Annotated in this window: 12 protein-coding genes and 2 tRNA genes; 13 read left to right on the top strand and 1 reads right to left on the bottom strand. The window is 31.0% G+C overall.

Annotated elements, in window-relative coordinates; all coding sequences use genetic code 11:
• From DRF75_RS03380 to DRF75_RS03440, 13 genes are all read left to right on the top strand, one after another.
• Positions 1-77: EF-Tu C-terminal domain-related protein (locus DRF75_RS03380; protein ID WP_129992489.1), on the top strand; the 77-nt coding region annotated here is incomplete at its 5' end.
• Positions 78-96: 19 nt separating this feature from the next.
• Positions 97-173, top strand: a tRNA-Trp gene (locus DRF75_RS03385).
• A 37-nt stretch (positions 174-210) separates the two neighbouring features.
• Positions 211-408, top strand: coding sequence for a preprotein translocase subunit SecE (gene secE / locus DRF75_RS03390; protein WP_045170860.1), 198 nt, complete (start codon positions 211-213; stop codon positions 406-408).
• Positions 398-943: a transcription termination/antitermination protein NusG gene (gene nusG, locus DRF75_RS03395; RefSeq protein WP_045170861.1), complete on the top strand. Its 546-nt coding sequence runs from the start codon at positions 398-400 to the stop codon at positions 941-943. The genes secE and nusG overlap by 11 nt, the downstream gene beginning before the upstream one ends.
• Positions 940-1,383 (top strand): 50S ribosomal protein L11, encoded by a 444-nt coding sequence (gene rplK / locus DRF75_RS03400; RefSeq protein ID WP_045170862.1) that lies wholly within the window; start codon positions 940-942, stop codon positions 1,381-1,383. The genes nusG and rplK overlap by 4 nt, the downstream gene beginning before the upstream one ends.
• A 28-nt stretch (positions 1,384-1,411) precedes the next feature.
• On the top strand, positions 1,412-2,074 hold the full coding sequence (gene rplA / locus DRF75_RS03405; RefSeq protein ID WP_045170863.1) for a 50S ribosomal protein L1: 663 nt from the start codon (positions 1,412-1,414) through the stop codon (positions 2,072-2,074).
• Positions 2,075-2,090: 16 nt separating this feature from the next.
• The gene (rplJ, locus tag DRF75_RS03410; RefSeq protein WP_045170864.1) at positions 2,091-2,576 is read left to right on the top strand and encodes a 50S ribosomal protein L10; all 486 of its coding nucleotides are present in this window, start codon (positions 2,091-2,093) and stop codon (positions 2,574-2,576) included.
• A 55-nt stretch (positions 2,577-2,631) separates the two neighbouring features.
• Complete coding sequence (rplL, locus tag DRF75_RS03415) at positions 2,632-3,033, top strand: 50S ribosomal protein L7/L12 (protein WP_045170820.1); 402 nt, start codon at positions 2,632-2,634, stop codon at positions 3,031-3,033.
• A gap of 47 nt (positions 3,034-3,080) precedes the next feature.
• Positions 3,081-7,223: a DNA-directed RNA polymerase subunit beta gene (rpoB, locus tag DRF75_RS03420; RefSeq protein WP_045170818.1), complete on the top strand. Its 4,143-nt coding sequence runs from the start codon at positions 3,081-3,083 to the stop codon at positions 7,221-7,223.
• 20 nt (positions 7,224-7,243) lie between these two features.
• Positions 7,244-11,476: a DNA-directed RNA polymerase subunit beta' gene (rpoC, locus tag DRF75_RS03425; protein ID WP_129992654.1), complete on the top strand. Its 4,233-nt coding sequence runs from the start codon at positions 7,244-7,246 to the stop codon at positions 11,474-11,476.
• A gap of 903 nt (positions 11,477-12,379) precedes the next feature.
• Complete coding sequence (locus DRF75_RS03430) at positions 12,380-13,483, top strand: aminotransferase class I/II-fold pyridoxal phosphate-dependent enzyme (RefSeq protein ID WP_129992655.1); 1,104 nt, start codon at positions 12,380-12,382, stop codon at positions 13,481-13,483.
• Between the two features lie 535 nt (positions 13,484-14,018).
• Positions 14,019-14,092 (top strand) — tRNA-Arg (locus DRF75_RS03435).
• A 26-nt stretch (positions 14,093-14,118) separates the two neighbouring features.
• Positions 14,119-14,535, top strand: a complete 417-nt coding sequence (locus DRF75_RS03440) for a YqaA family protein (RefSeq protein ID WP_045170823.1) — start codon at positions 14,119-14,121, stop codon at positions 14,533-14,535.
• A gap of 704 nt (positions 14,536-15,239) precedes the next feature.
• Here DRF75_RS03440 and DRF75_RS03445 read toward each other — a convergent pair.
• Entirely contained in the window at positions 15,240-15,869 is a 630-nt protein-coding gene (locus DRF75_RS03445) for a ribonuclease HII (RefSeq protein ID WP_045170824.1), read from the bottom strand.
• Between the last annotated feature and the right edge of the window lie 312 nt (positions 15,870-16,181).

A 16,181-nucleotide genomic window follows, 5' to 3' on the forward strand; every position in this document is an offset into this window, starting at 1 on the left:
ATCAAGGATTGAGATTTGCAATTCGAGAAGGTGGTAGAACTGTAGGCTCAGGTATTATTACTGAAATTTTGGAGTAGTGATACATGGATATTGAATAGGAGTGTAGCTCAATTGGCTAGAGCGTCAGTCTCCAAAACTGAAGGTTGTAGGTTCGATTCCTATCACTCCTGCCATTAATTTTAGTAGTACGACGTTGTAGGTAGTTTGATAATGAGTAATATTACTAAGTTTTTACTTGGAGTGAAGCAAGAGGCTTTGCAAGTTTCTTGGGCTTCTAAGAATGAGGTTATAGGTTTTTTATTTGTAGTAATACTAATAATTACTTTTATGTCTATTTTATTTTGTAGTGTAGATTTTTTATTTTTAAAGTTGATAAAGATAATACTTGGAGTAATTTATGAAATATGAGTGGTATATTATTCAGGTATCATCTGGTAGCGAAGAAAAAGTTTGTCAATCTATTTTGGAAAATTCTCGTGTGTTAGGTTTAGAGGAAAATTTCCGTGAAGTTTTTATTCCGTATGAGGAAATTACTCGTGTTAAACATAATAAAAAAATATTGGTAAAAAGGAAGTTGTCACCAGGGTATGTGTTTTTGTATATGAATTTAAATGAGAATTCGATAAATTTTGTTAAAAGTATACCTAGAGTATTAAATTTCTTAAACAATGATTTTGGTGTTCCTAAAGTTATTTCAGATAGTGAAATGGAATCTATGCGTAAAAAAATGTGTCAGAGTGTGGTTGATGATACTAGTGTTGTTAATTTTGAAATTGGTGATGAAGTGGTCATTAACGATGGATTATTTCAGGATTTCAATGGCAAAGTTGAATATATTAATGAAGATAAGAAAATAGCAGGAGTCAGTGTTATGATATTTGGTAGACTGACTAAAATAGAATTTAAGTTAGAACATATACAGAAGATGGAGGCGCAATCATGAGTGCTGTTTTAATATCTAAGATAAATTTAATGATAGAAGCTGGGAAGGCCAGTCCTGGACCTAAAATTGCTTCTGTCTTAGGGCCTCGTGGTATACCGATGCCTAAATTTTGTAAAGAATTTAATGATATTACAAGTAGTGAATGTAATCAATACAAAATTGGTGATTTAGTTACTGCTAGAATCTCTATTTATAATGACAAGTCTTATAGTTTTACAATAAGTGATTCTCCGGTATCGTACTTATTAAAAAAAGCTGCTGTGATTGATAAAGGTTCAGTGAATCCTGGAAAGGATAATGTTGGAAAAGTTAAAATGTCAGATATTTATGAGATAGCTAAGCGTAAAATGTCTGATATGAATGCTGATACTGTTGAAGCTGCGGCTAAGATGGTTATTGGTACAGCATCTTCTATGGGTATTGTTGTAGTAGAAGGGTAGGTTAAGGTATAGTAGTAGGGTAAGTAATATGAATTCATTGGTTAGTAATGAAGTTTATGATGTTGAGTCAGGTTTAAGAAAAGTTATAGAGTCTGCTAAAGCTAATTTTTGTGAGTCTGTAGATGTTGCAATAAATCTTAATATTAATAGTTCAAAGTCTGATGAGCAAGTTAGGGGATGTGTTGTATTACCTAAGGGATTAGGAAGAGAAGTGAGAGTTGCAGTGTTTGCTAAAGGTGGGTATTTAGAAATGGCTAAAGAGGCTATGGCTGATATTGTTGGTGATGAAGAATTGATCGAAGAGGTGAAGAAGAAGCAATGCAAGTTAGATGTAGATTGGTGTCTTACTACTCCAGATTTTATGGCATCAGTTTCTTCTGTTGCTAAGATATTAGGTCCAAAGGGGTTAATGCCAAATCCTAAATTTAATACAGTAACTTTTGAGCTTGCTAAGGCTATTAAAATAATAAAGTCTGGTCAGATTAGATTTAAGTCTGATAAGACTGGTATTGTGCATGCAAAAATTGGGAATGTTAAATTTTCTATTGAGGATTTGTTGGAAAACTTTAATGCAATAATTAGTGCAGTTAAGCAATGTAAGCCTGCTTCTATAAAGGGTTTATATTTTAAGGATGTATTTGTTATTTCAACTATGGGGAAATCTGTTAAAGTGGAAAATTTAAATAATTAATATTGGAGTAGAGGTAGTGAAGCGTAGTAATAAAGAGTTGCATTTAAGCAAGATAGAGGGGTTGTTTAGTAAGTTTAAATATTTTATAATTGCTAATTTTCAAGGTATGGTAGCTAATGATTTCTTTTCTTTAAGAAAAGAGTTAAAAATGGCTAATAGCGGTTTAATGGTAGTGAAGAATAGCTTATCTCGTATTGCTTTAAAAAAAATGGGTAGAGAAGAATTATCTGCTAAATTTTTTGGTTCTGTATTTATTGTTTATTCAGATGATATAATATTAATTTCAAAGATTCTTGCGAAATTTATGAAAGATAATAAAAGCAAGATAAGTTTATTATGTGCATATGATAGCAATGATGAGATATTAGATAGTGAGAAAGTGTTGTACTTTGCTAGTTTACCATCTCTAAGAGAATTGCATGCACAAATAATGAGTATGATATCTTATAATATTCCGGTAAGATTGGCTTTATGTTTGAAAGCTCTTGGTAGTAAAGAGTGATACTATATTTTAATTTTATACTTTTTTATTTTTTTATGATTTGGGGTTAATTTTTATGAGTACTGTTGATATAGATAGTTTAGTGGAGCAAATTTGTAGTTTAGATTTGTGTAAGGCCGCAGAATTAGTGGATAAAATGGAACAAAAGTTAGGATTTCCTAAAGGTGGGTTGTTAACAGCTGTTCCAGCAGCAGGAGGTAGTCAAGCTGAAAGTAGTGGTGCTGCAGAAGAAAAAACTGATTTTTCTGTTATTTTTGATGGTTATGCTGCAGATAAGAAAATTTCTGTTATTAAAGCTGTGAGAGAATGTACTAACTTAGGCTTGAAAGAAGCAAAAGAATTTGTTGAGAAAGAAGGTGCAAAAGAATTAATAGAGGGTAAAAAATATAAGAAGGAAGAAGCTGAAGAAATCAAGAAAAAACTTGAAGATGCTGGAGCGAAAGTCATTATTAAGTAGTTTTTGTGTAGCTTTTATTTGTAATTTATTAATCTTGAGGGATTTGAATGTCTTCTTCTGTAACGCCTACTAAATATGTATTAAATTCTTTTAATTCAGTTCCTAGGTTATCTTATGCAAAATCAATAGATATAAAAGATTCTTTGACTGATTTAATAAAGATACAGAGGGATTCATATAATGCATTTATTGGTGTAGGTCAGAATACTGAGAGTGGTATAAAGAATATTTTTGAATCTATGTTTCCTATAGAGGATTTGTTAGGTAGAGCTGTTCTTGAATTTGTCAGTTATAGTATTGGTGAACCACAGTATGATGAATATGAGTGTATAAAAAGAGGTATTACCTTTTCTGTTCCTATACGTATAGTACTGCGTTTTATAGTGTGGAAAGTTCAGGAAGTATCTTTTAAGGAAGTAAAATATGTAGTGGATGAAGAGACTTCAGAAAAGAGTATAAAGTATATAAAAGAACAGGAAGTTTCTATAGGAGATCTTCCTACAATGACTCCTCATGGAACGTTTATCATAAATGGAATAGAAAGAGTAATAGTATCACAAATGCATCGTTCTCCAGGTGTGTTTTTTGATAGTGATAAAGGAAAAACTTATAGTTCTGGGAAGTTAATTTATTCAGCTAGGATTATTCCTTACAGAGGTTCATGGTTAGATTTTGAATTTGATATAAAGGATATACTTTACTTCCGTATTGATAGAAAGAGAAAATTGCCGGTTTCTTTGCTTTTAAGAGCTTTAGGTCTATCTAATAATGATATTTTAAATACTTTTTACGATAAGATACGTTATGTAAAATGTGAGAAAGGGTGGATAGTACCTTTTGTTGTTGATAGGTTTAGGGGTGTTAGGTTATCGCATGATCTGGTAGATGTCAATGGGAATGTATTAGTGAAAGCTAATGCAAGGATTACCTTAAGAATGGCTAAAAAGTTAGCTAATGATGGGCTTAAAGAGTATTTAGTCCCATTTGCTGAAATTCAAGGTTTATTTATTGCTAATGATTTATTTGATCCAAATGGGAATGTGTTGATTATATCTGCAGGTGAGAATATTACTAGTGAGCATATAAATAAATTAGAATTGTTTGATATAAAAGAAATCTTTGTTTTAAATATAGATTTTCTAACAGTTGGTCCATATATTTTAAATACTTTATTTTTAGATAAAAATGTAACTTATGAGGATGCACTTTTTGAGATATATAAAGTTTTACGTTCTGGTGAATCACCTAGTTTGGATACAATAAAAGCTTTTTTTGATGGATTGTTTTTTGAAAAAGAAAGATATGATTTATCTACTGTTGGAAGAATAAAGTTAAATGATCATCTTGGATTAAATGTTAATGAAGATGTTACGGTATTGACTAAGGATGATATAATTCATGTGATAAAAAAGTTAGTGTTGCTAAGGGATGGTGAAGGTTCTGTTGATGACATAGATCACCTTGGTAATCGTAGAGTAAGGTCTGTTGGTGAATTTATTGAAAATCAATTTAGAATTGGAATACTGAGACTTGAAAGAATGATTATGGATTACATGTCTTCTGTAAATTTTGATAATGCAATGCCATGTGATTTTGTAAATCCTAAGATTTTAGCCACAGTTTTAAAAGATTTTTTTAGTTCTTCTCAGCTTTCTCAATTTATGGATCAGACTAATCCATTATCTGAAGTTACCCATAAGCGTAGATTGTCTGCTTTAGGTCCAGGTGGGTTAACTAGAGAAAGAGCAGGATTTGAAGTTAGAGATGTACATCCAACACATTATGGGAGAATTTGTCCAATTGAGACTCCAGAAGGTCAAAATATTGGGTTAATTAGTAGTTTGGCTATCTATGCTCGTATTAATAAGCATGGGTTTATTGAAAGTCCTTATAGAAAAGTAGATAAAGGAGTTGTGACTGATAAGGTTGAGTATTTACTGGCTATGCAAGAAAGTAATTATTATATAGCTGATGCTAGTGCTACTCTTGATGAAAACAATCAGTTTGTTGATGATATGCTTTATTGTAGGCATGATGGAAATTTTGTAATGGTTAAAAGGGAGGAAGTTGATTATATAGATGTTTCTCCAAAACAAATTGTTTCAGTTGCTGCATCTTTAATACCTTTCTTAGAAAATAATGATGCGAACCGTGCTTTAATGGGTTCTAACATGCAGCGTCAGGCGGTCCCGCTGTTGAAGGCAGATGCCCCTTTGATTGGTACTGGTATGGAATCAATAGTTGCTGCTGGATCTGGTACAGTTGTTTTAGCTAAGCGTGCAGGTATTGTCCATAGAGTAGATGGGTTATATATAGTTATTCGTGTTTTTGATCAAGAGAAGAATGAATATTTAGGTGTTGATGTTTATAATTTGAGGAAATTTCAGCGTTCTAATCATAATACTTGTATTAATCAACGACCTTTAGTTAAACCTGGGGATTATGTAAAGGCAAATGATGTAATAGCTGATGGATCAGCAATTGATCAAGGTGAACTTGCTTTAGGTAAAAATGTGCTAGTGGCTTTCATGTCGTGGCAGGGTTATAACTTTGAAGATTCAATAGTTATTTCAAGTGAAGTTGTAAAGAAGGATGTCTTTACTTCAATACATATAGAAGAATTTGAATGTGTAGTTAGAGATACTACACTCGGTCCAGAAAAGATTATGAGATCTGTTCCTGATATCAATGAAGATAGTTTATCTCATTTAGATGATGTTGGTATTGTAAACATTGGTGCTGAAGTTTCTGCTGGAGATATTTTGGTTGGTAAAGTTACTCCTCGGCCACCAATTTCTTTGCCTCCGGAAACAAAGTTATTAGTAACTATTTTTGGTGAAAAAGTATTTGATTGTGTGGATTCTTCTTTATATTTACCTCTTGATGTTGAAGGTACAGTAGTTGATGTTCATGTTTTTGTACGTCGTGGTGTTGAAGAAAATGATAGATCTCTCTTAATTAAGCAAAATGAAATTAATGGCTTCATAAAAGAAAGAGATTATGAAATTGATGTAGTTAGTGAATATTTTTATGATGAATTAAAGAGGGTTTTAGTAAATTCTAATGTCCAATGTAATAATCAAAGTGTGGATGATTATTTAGAATCTACTCCAAAAAAAGATTGGTGGAGTGTTAATTTATCTGATGAGACTGTATTGTCCCAGATTAATAGCTTAAAAGAAAAATTTGACTCGATGATTCAGAATGCTCATAGTAAGTTTGATCAAAAGATAGATAAGTTGAATTATGGCTATGATTTACCTCAAGGTGTTTTGTGTATAGTTAAAGTTTTTGTTGCAGTAAAACATAATCTGCAGCCGGGTGATAAAATGTCTGGTAGGCATGGTAATAAAGGTGTAATCTCTCGTATTGTACCTGTTGAAGATATGCCATATTTAGAGGATGGAACTCCTGTTGATATTATACTTAATTCTTTAGGTGTGCCTTCTCGTATGAATGTTGGTCAAATTTTAGAAACACACTTTGGATGGGCGTCTGTTAACTTAGGTAAAAAGATAGGCCATATATTAGATAACATTGATGAATTAACAGTATCTCATTTAAGAAACTTCTTAGATCAAGTATATGATGGACAAGATTTAAAATATAATATTCAATCTATGAGTGATGAGGACCTTTTAGTTTTTGCGGAAAGGTTGCGTGGTGGTGTACCGATGGCAGCTCCAGTATTTGAAGGACCAAAGGATAGTCAAATTTCTAACTTATTAAAATTAGCTGATTTAGATGTTTCAGGGCAAGTAGATCTTTATGATGGAAGAATTGGTGAAAAATTTGATCGTAAAGTTACTGTAGGATACATATATATGTTAAAGTTACACCACTTAGTGGATGATAAGATACATGCTAGGTCTGTAGGTCCATATGGATTAGTAACTCAGCAACCTTTAGGTGGAAAATCGCATTTTGGTGGTCAGCGTTTTGGAGAAATGGAATGTTGGGCATTACAAGCTTATGGAGCTGCTTATACTTTACAAGAAATGCTTACAGTTAAATCTGATGATATTGTTGGAAGGGTTAAGATTTATGAATCTATCATTAAAGGAGATAGTAATTTTGAATGTGGTATACCAGAATCGTTTAATGTTATGGTAAAAGAGTTAAGATCATTGTGTTTGGATGTTGCTTTAAAGCAAGATAAGGGTTTCTTACCTAGTGAAGTAAACAATTAATAATTAAGGGGTAGTAGTATATGAAGATGTTGGATTTGTATGGCTATACTAGTATTGCACAATCATTCGATAAGATTTGTATATCTATAGCTAGTCCTGAGAGCATTAGAGCAATGTCGTATGGTGAGATTAAAGATATTTCTACTACTAATTACCGTACGTTTAAAGTAGAAAAAGGAGGTCTTTTTTGTCCTAAAATTTTTGGACCGGTGAATGATGATGAATGTTTGTGCGGTAAGTATAGAAAAAAACGTTATAGAGGAGTAATTTGTGAAAAGTGTGGAGTTGAGGTTACTTCTTCAAAGGTGCGTAGAGAAAGAATGGGTCATATAGAACTTGTGTCACCTGTAGCACATGTTTGGTTCCTGAAGTCTTTACCGTCTCGTATAGGTGCATTACTTGATATGCCACTTAAGTTAATAGAAAGTATTTTATATAGCGGTGATTTTGTAGTAATTGACCCTATTGCAACTCCATTGTCTAAGGGTGAAGTGATAAGTGAGAGTGCATACAATCAGGCAAAGGATAATTATGGTGAAGATAGTTTTCTTGCGCTTACTGGAGCTGAAGCTATTAGGGAGTTGTTAGTACGGTTGGATTTACATGCAATTAACACAAATCTTAGAACAGAGTTAGAGTCCACAACTTCAGAAATGAAGCGTAAGAAAATAGTCAAAAGGTTACGTATTGTTGAAAATTTTATAAATTCTGGTAATAAACCTGAGTGGATGATATTAACTGTTATCCCAATTTTACCACCTGATTTGAGACCACTAGTTTCTTTAGAAAATGGAAGACCAGCAGTTTCTGATTTAAATCATCATTACCGTACTATTATTAACCGTAATAATAGGTTAGGTAAATTGTTAAAATTGAATCCGCCTGCGATTATGATTCGTAATGAAAAGAGAATGTTGCAAGAAGCTGTAGATGCTCTTTTTGATAGTACACGTCGTAGTTATGTTTCTAATAAAGCAGGAAGTGTAGGATACAAGAAATCATTAAGTGATATGTTAAAAGGTAAGCAAGGGCGTTTTAGGCAGAACTTGTTAGGGAAAAGGGTAGATTATTCTGGTAGATCAGTAATTGTTGTAGGTCCTAACTTAAAATTACATCAGTGTGGGTTACCAAAGAAAATGGCTCTTGAATTGTTTAAGCCGTTTATTTGTTCTAAACTGAAAATGTATGGTATTGTGCCAACAGTAAAGTTAGCGAATAAGATGATACAAAATGAAAAACCAGAAGTCTGGGATATTCTGGATGAAGTAATACATGAACATCCAATATTGTTAAATAGGGCGCCTACTTTGCATAGGCTAGGTATACAAGCCTTTGACCCAGTGTTAATAGAAGGGAAAGCAATACAATTACATCCTTTAGTATGTAGTGCTTTTAATGCTGATTTTGATGGAGATCAAATGGCTGTACATATCCCATTGTCACTAGAAGCGCAACTTGAAGCTAGGATATTAATGATGTCTACTAATAATATCTTAAGTCCTTCTAATGGTAAGCCAATAATTGTTCCTTCAAAAGATATAGTACTTGGTATATATTACTTAACTTTACAAGATCAAGCACAGTCTGAAGATGAAGTTTTATTCTTTGGTGATTTTAGTCATGTGGAATATGCTTTACACAATAAGGATGTCCATCTATGTAGTAAAATTAAATATAGGATGACTTATTGTAATTATGATGTAGAGGGTGATAAGCCTTCGTATTATTCTAAAATTATTGAAACCACTCCTGGTAGGTTGATATTGTGGCAAATATTTCCACAACATAAAAATTTAACTTTTGATTTGATAAATCAAGTTTTGACTGTAAAGGAAATTACATCAATAGTTGACTTAGTATACAGAAACTGTGGTCAAAGTGAAACTGTTGAATTTTCAGATAAATTAATGTCTCTTGGATTTAAGTATGCTTCACAATCTGGTATTTCATTTGGATGTAAAGATATGATTATTCCAGATACTAAGACAATGCATGTAGATAATGCTAGTGATAAGATAAAAGAATTTGCTGTACAGTATCAGGATGGTTTGATTACAAGAAGTGAGAGATATAATAAAGTAATAGATGAGTGGTCTAAGTGTACTGATCTAATAGCTAAGGATATGATGAAAGCTATTTCTGTCTATGATCCAGAAAATAAGTTAAATTCTATTTATATGATGGCACATTCTGGTGCTAGAGGATCTGCATCGCAGATGAAACAATTATCAGGTATGAGAGGATTAATGGCTAAGCCTTCAGGTGAAATTATTGAAACTCCAATAATATCCAACTTCCGTGAAGGATTGAATGTGTTTGAATATTTCAATTCAACTCATGGAGCAAGAAAAGGATTAGCAGATACTGCTTTAAAAACTGCAAATTCTGGTTACTTAACTCGTAGGCTTGTTGATGTTGCTCAGGATTGTATAGTTGTTGAATATGATTGCAAAACACACAATGGATTTGCAATAAGGTCTGTTGTTGAAGGTGGTGCTGTAGTTGAGACATTAGATAATATTATACTTGGAAGGGTTGCTGCTATTGATGTGTATAACCCTATTACTGAAGAGTTGCTTGTTAAAGCTGGAGAATTAATAGATGAGTCTAAGGTTGAGAAGATAAAAATAGCAGGATTGGATGCTGTGAAAGTAAGATCACCTCTTACTTGTGAAGCTAAAAAAGGTATTTGTGCTTTGTGTTATGGTAGAGATCTTGCGATTGGTGATGTTGTATCAATAGGTGAAGCTGTTGGTGTAATAGCTGCTCAATCTGTTGGTGAACCTGGTACTCAATTAACTATGCGTACTTTCCACGTGGGTGGTACTGCAATGAGAGGTGTTGAAACTTCCAACTTGATAGCGTTATTAGATGCTAAAGCAAAGTTAGTGAACAGTAATGTTGTTGAAGATAAACATGGTAATAAGATTGTCATGAGCAGATCTTGTGAAATAGTATTACTTGATAGTGTTGGAAACGAAAAAATGCGTCATAACATACCTTATGGTGCAAGACTTTATGTTAATGATGGTCAATTTGTAAAAATTACAGAAAAGATTGCTGAGTGGGATCCTTATACAATGCCTATTATTACAGAAAAGACTGGTATTATTAAGTATATGGATTTAATAGATGGTGTATCTATTAATGAAGTATTGGATGAGTCTACTGGTATTTCTAATAGAGTAGTAGTTGATTGGAAATTACACTTGCAAGGTGCTAACCTCAGGCCTAGATTAGTTTTGGTTGATGATAATGGTAATATAATAACACTATCTAATGGGCTAGAAGCAAATTATTTTATACCAATAGGTGCAGTATTGAATGTACAAGATGGGCAAAAAGTTCATGCTGGTGATGTTATAACAAGGATTCCAAGAGAATCTATAAAAACTAGAGACATTACAGGAGGGTTACCTAGAGTAATTGAGTTATTTGAAGCACGTCGTCCGAAAGAACACGCTATAGTAAGTGATATCGATGGTTATGTTGAGTTTGGGAAAGATTATTATAGATCTAAGAGACGTATATTTATTAAGCCTGTAGATGATAAATTGACACCTGTTGAGTATTTAGTACCTAAAGGTAAGCATACTATTGTTAATGAAGGTGACTTTGTACACAAAGGGGATTTATTAATGGATGGTGATCCTGATCCTCATGATATATTGCGTGTTTTAGGGGTTGAAGCACTGGCAAATTATATGATCTCTGAAATTCAACAAGTTTATAGGTTACAAGGTGTACGTATTGATAATAAGCATATAGAAATAATTTTAAGGCAAATGTTACAAAAAGTTGAGATATTTGAACCAGGGGATACTATGTATTTAATTGGAGAGAATATAGATATAGAAGAAGTAATAAAGACTAATAACAACATGGTCAAAATGGGTAAATCTCCTGCTAAGTATGCTCCAATACTTCAAGGTATTACTAGAGCAAGTCTTGATACTAATTCATTTGTTTCTGCAGCGTCATTCCAGGAGACTACGAAAGTTTTAACAGAAGCAGCATTTTCTGGTAAGGAAGATTCTTTATATGGGTTAAAGGAGAATGTAATAGTAGGTAGGTTAATACCTGCTGGTACTGGTTTCTTAATGAATAAGATAAAGAAACTATCTTTATTAAATAAGGAGGATTATTCTATGTATTATGATAGTGAATATCAAGATCCTGCATTGCTACAGTCTGATAGTAATAGCTTTAATCATGACTTACCAAAAGATAATAATAGTATTGTTGATTATTAAGATGTTAAAGTATTTAATGTTGGACTAGATAGTTTTTTAGTATTGAAGAATTTTAATTTTTTGTAATGTTGACTGTTTGGATTAAGAAGTAACTATAGTGTGATACGCTACTTGTATTCTCAATAAATATTAGTCTTATGTTTAGATAGAAGGTTAAAGTATATGGCTTAATAGTTATTTGATTTTTGTGGGTGGTGCTTTATGTTTTATGTGAAGTATTATGGCAAGGAAGTACTGAGTTAAAATTGATAATCTGCAGTAGTTACTTAATTTTTCAAAGTAGGAACTTTTTAGTATTATAAATTTTCATATATTAGAAAGTATTAAACTAGTGTTTCATGTGGTAAAAATTAATATTATATATGGAGAACATTATGTTTATTACTGTGTTTAAAATATATTGTTTATTTTTAAAATAAGAATTTTAGTTATGTGTTGCTTGATACGCAATTGAGTGGTAGTGAAATTAAAATCTAGTAGAACACTGCTATTGTTATTATGTTTAAGACATGTTGTTTATCTCCTTAAAATAAAATTTAGCTTTTTAAGTCAGAGTTGATTTAGTAGAGCGTAAGATTTCTATTATTGTTATGCTTAAAGATGATTGCTTTATTTGTGAATAAGAATGAATATTACTATTGTATATGTTTCATATGTTGTAGCAGTTTTATACAGTGAATTGTTAATTGGAAATTGATATGAAAAAGTTTTGGTTATTATGATACTTAAAGTTGTTTAGTTAATTTATTAACATAAGGATTGTGTTGTGGTATTATAGAGTTTTAATGTGTTAGTAAAGTGTTACATAGGAACCTATTGCATTAAAAATTAGTTATATTTATCAAGCTACTTTCAGATTATGTTATTTGGTTTATCAAGATGAAATTTTAATGCTGTAGTGATATGTTAGATAAAGTATTAAATCAAGAACTTATTAATTTAAAGAAAAGTAATTTATATAGAGAACTTTCTACTATCACTAAGTCTGAATCAGGTTGCTTTGTGTCTCAAAATGAGAAGAACTTGGTTTCTTTTTCTTGTAATGATTATTTAGGGTTAGTAGGACATCCTTTATTAAAGGAAGCAGCTATAAATGCAGTGAATAGTTATGGTGTAGGTGCTGGTGCTTCACGTATGGTTACTGGCAATAATGTTATTTATCAATGTTTAGAAAAAAAATTAGCAAAAATATATAATACAGAAATGGCTTTAGTATTTAGTAGTGGTTATTTAGCTAATGTTGGTGTCATTGCTGCTTTGGTAGGTAGACATGATATGGTCATTTCTGACAAGTTAGTACATTCTTCTATTATTGATGGTATTAAACTTTCTGGTGCTAAGAACTATAGATTTGAGCATAATGATTACAAAGATTGTGAGAATATATTGAAAGAATTTAGGAGATTGCATAAGCATTGTTTTATTATAATTGAACAAGTATATAGTATGAATGGAGATATTGCTCCAGTTGATCATCTGAAAAGATTAGCGGAAAAATATAAAACATGGCTTATTACTGATTGTGCACATAGTTTTGGGTTAATGCATTGTGCTAGTTCAGATGTATATGTTGGTACTTTATCGAAAGCAGCTGGTGTTTTGGGTGGTTATGTGTGTGCATCAGAAGTTGTTATAAAGTATATACAAAATAAAGCTAGAACTTTTATATATACAACTGCTCTTCCTCCAATGGTTATTGCAGCTGCAAATGCTGCATTAGATGTTATAAGTGAATCTGTTACTGATATTCCTATTAAACTAGCAAAGTTTTTTTGTAAGAATCTAAATCTTGCTGAACCTGAAAGTCATATAGTGTTGTTGATTATGGAAAGTATAGATAAAGTTTTACATGCGCAACAGGTTTTAAAAGAAGAGGGGTTTCTTGTTGTTGCAATACGTCCTCCTACTGTACCAACTCCAAGACTTAGATTTGTATTTAGTGTAAATCATAGCTTGTCAGATATAGAAAAATTATGTTATGTGATAAAACAAAAAAAATTAATATAGGTACTGTAGAAATTATAATTTATGTTTGTTAATTGAGTATGTTAATAAACATGAGATGTTTTTCTTGTTATGTTTGAAGTTAATACAAATGGTTTTGTATCTTAATGTTATTTGACATTGGTGTTGGTAATTTATGTAAATCATAAATTCTATGTGCTCTGTAAATATTATATTTAGTATCTGTACTTATAATGTTCTCATTTCAAGATTTGTGTTTAGTGTAAGTTACAGATTATCATGCATAAAGGTAAAGTTATGTGAATATATAAAGTTAATGTAGTTGTAATTTTTAAATGTTATTGTGCATTTATGACACTTATGTTTTTGTATTTAAAGTGATACATAATTCTTAACGTATTAGCTTATTTGATGCTAATATTCGTAAGATTATGTTTTATAATCTATAGAATTTGTGTTGTAATGTGGCTGAAAATAGTTAAGTATCCATCATATAGAATATCTAATATAGATTAAGAATAGGAAGTTGAAATTTTGTTTACATTGTATGAATAATCTATATGATTGAAGATATATTGGGGCCGTAGCTCAGTAGGATAGAGCGTTAGATTCCTAATCTGCAGGTCGTGCGTTCAAATCGCACCGGTCCCATGGGATATGTAGAGTGCGTCTTATAAATGATAGAAATTTATAGTTTGTTGTTTGTTGACAGTTTGGTAGCTGCTCTTGTTCTGCCTTTAAACAAAGTGTTGATATTTAAAATCATGACTTATTTTGGTGGATATAGTTATGCTTTAATGCTTTTAATATCAACATTAGGAACAGTTGTAGGTGGTATTATTAACTGGCTGTTGGGTAGAATGATAATTTTTGCACGTGTAGAATATCACAAAATGCAGGATGATTATGGAAAGTTGGGTTATTATATCAAGTTAGTATTGATGTTATTAACTTTGTTATGTTCTTGGGTTCCAGTGTGGGGTGGTATCATTAATGTGTTATCTGGATACTTTAAAATAAGTATATTAAATTTAGTAGCGTTGCTTTTTATTTCTTATTTTGGGTATTTTATTTATTGTATAATGATATTATAGGTCCTTTAGTAGATCACTAAGGTTTAAATAAGATTATAAAGAAACTTATATCGAATTAGATATAAATAATTTTAAGTTTTCAGTATACTTCATTTTTATAGGTTATCTATCAGTATTGTTTTGAGTGTGTTTTTGTATTCATGTTACTTTAGTGACAGATTTTTTCTATATTGTTAATGCTTCTGCTTAATTGTATGAAAATTTTCCTATACTGTTGTTGTGATTTAATGATGGATTACTAAATATAGTGTTGTGGATTTGTACATGAATGTTGTGTTTTTTCATGTAAATGTTGCGTAAGCTTGAGTACAGCACTATGAATTTTATCTCCTAAATTTTGTTATGAATCAATTAGCTCTGTCTATTTTACTGTGAGGTTTTTAATATTTATAATCTTATAGTGAATTAAACATAAGTATAGTATTTGTGGCTAGTTCAATAAGGAATGTGTTTTTTTTAAATTATATAAATTGGTTAAATGTTGCAGGTTATATTCTAAAATTTTCTGATATATCAGTGACATTGTTTTATGTTTTGCTGTTAGATTATTTAATCTTTATGATTTATAATAAATGAATTAAGTTCTATCATGTGGTTTGGTATTATATATACCTGTATATTTTTTTAGATGAATTAATTAAATACAAAAATTGTAGGATATTACAATTTGGAGTTTTTCTTAATGTATCATGTTGTTACTATATTTATTTACTATAAAGTTTGGTAATTTTTGGTAATGGGGTAAATGTATTTCTGTGATGTATAGTTTTTCCATATTTATATAAGGATTCTAAGTGATGTTTAGTTCCATACCCTTTATTTTTATTCCAGTGATACTCTGGATATTGTGCATGTAATGTTTCCATCAGCTTATCTCTTGTAACTTTTGCAATTATAGATGCTGCTGCAATTGATACACTTATGTTATCTCCGTCTACAATGGCTTTTGTATCCCATGGTAAATCTGGTACTTTGTTTCCATCTACTATTACATAATCTATATCATAATTTAATCCGTTAAGTGCTCTTTGCATTGCAAGATGTGTAGCGTTTAATATGTTGTGTTGATCTATTTCGGATACGTCAGCAAGTCCTATACTCCATTTTACAATTGAGGTGATTGTATTATAGACTTCTATCCTTTTTTTTGGAGTAAGTTTTTTTGAGTCCTTAATGTTGTATATTATGTCGTTATTGTACCTTAAGAAAAAAGCAGCAGCTGATACTACAGGACCAGCTAATGACCCGTATCCTACTTCGTCAACTCCAACAATAATACAGTTCTTTTTATTTACTGATTTTGATATTTCATTTTCTATTGAGAAGTCTGACATAGTAGGCTTTTTGGTTAATATGGTAGAGATTTATTTATACTTGAGATTCACTACGAAGGAAAGTTTTTAGTGGTAAATGAAGTTTTATATAAAAACTTTTTTAAAAATATAGGTATTTTTGTCAAGCTTACTGTTGTCAGTGTCAATGCTTTGCAAGAATTAGAGCTTATATATAAGTGTTGTGATTGTGATGATATTAATATTTAGTTTTTAATAAGTTTTATTAAAAATTAAATATTATTTTAATTAATTATTATAAAAATATAAAATAATATTAGTATCTTTACTTATTATATTAAATTTTTATATTGA

Source organism: Ehrlichia minasensis (assembly GCF_004181775.1).
GTDB lineage: Bacteria > Pseudomonadota > Alphaproteobacteria > Rickettsiales > Anaplasmataceae > Ehrlichia > Ehrlichia minasensis.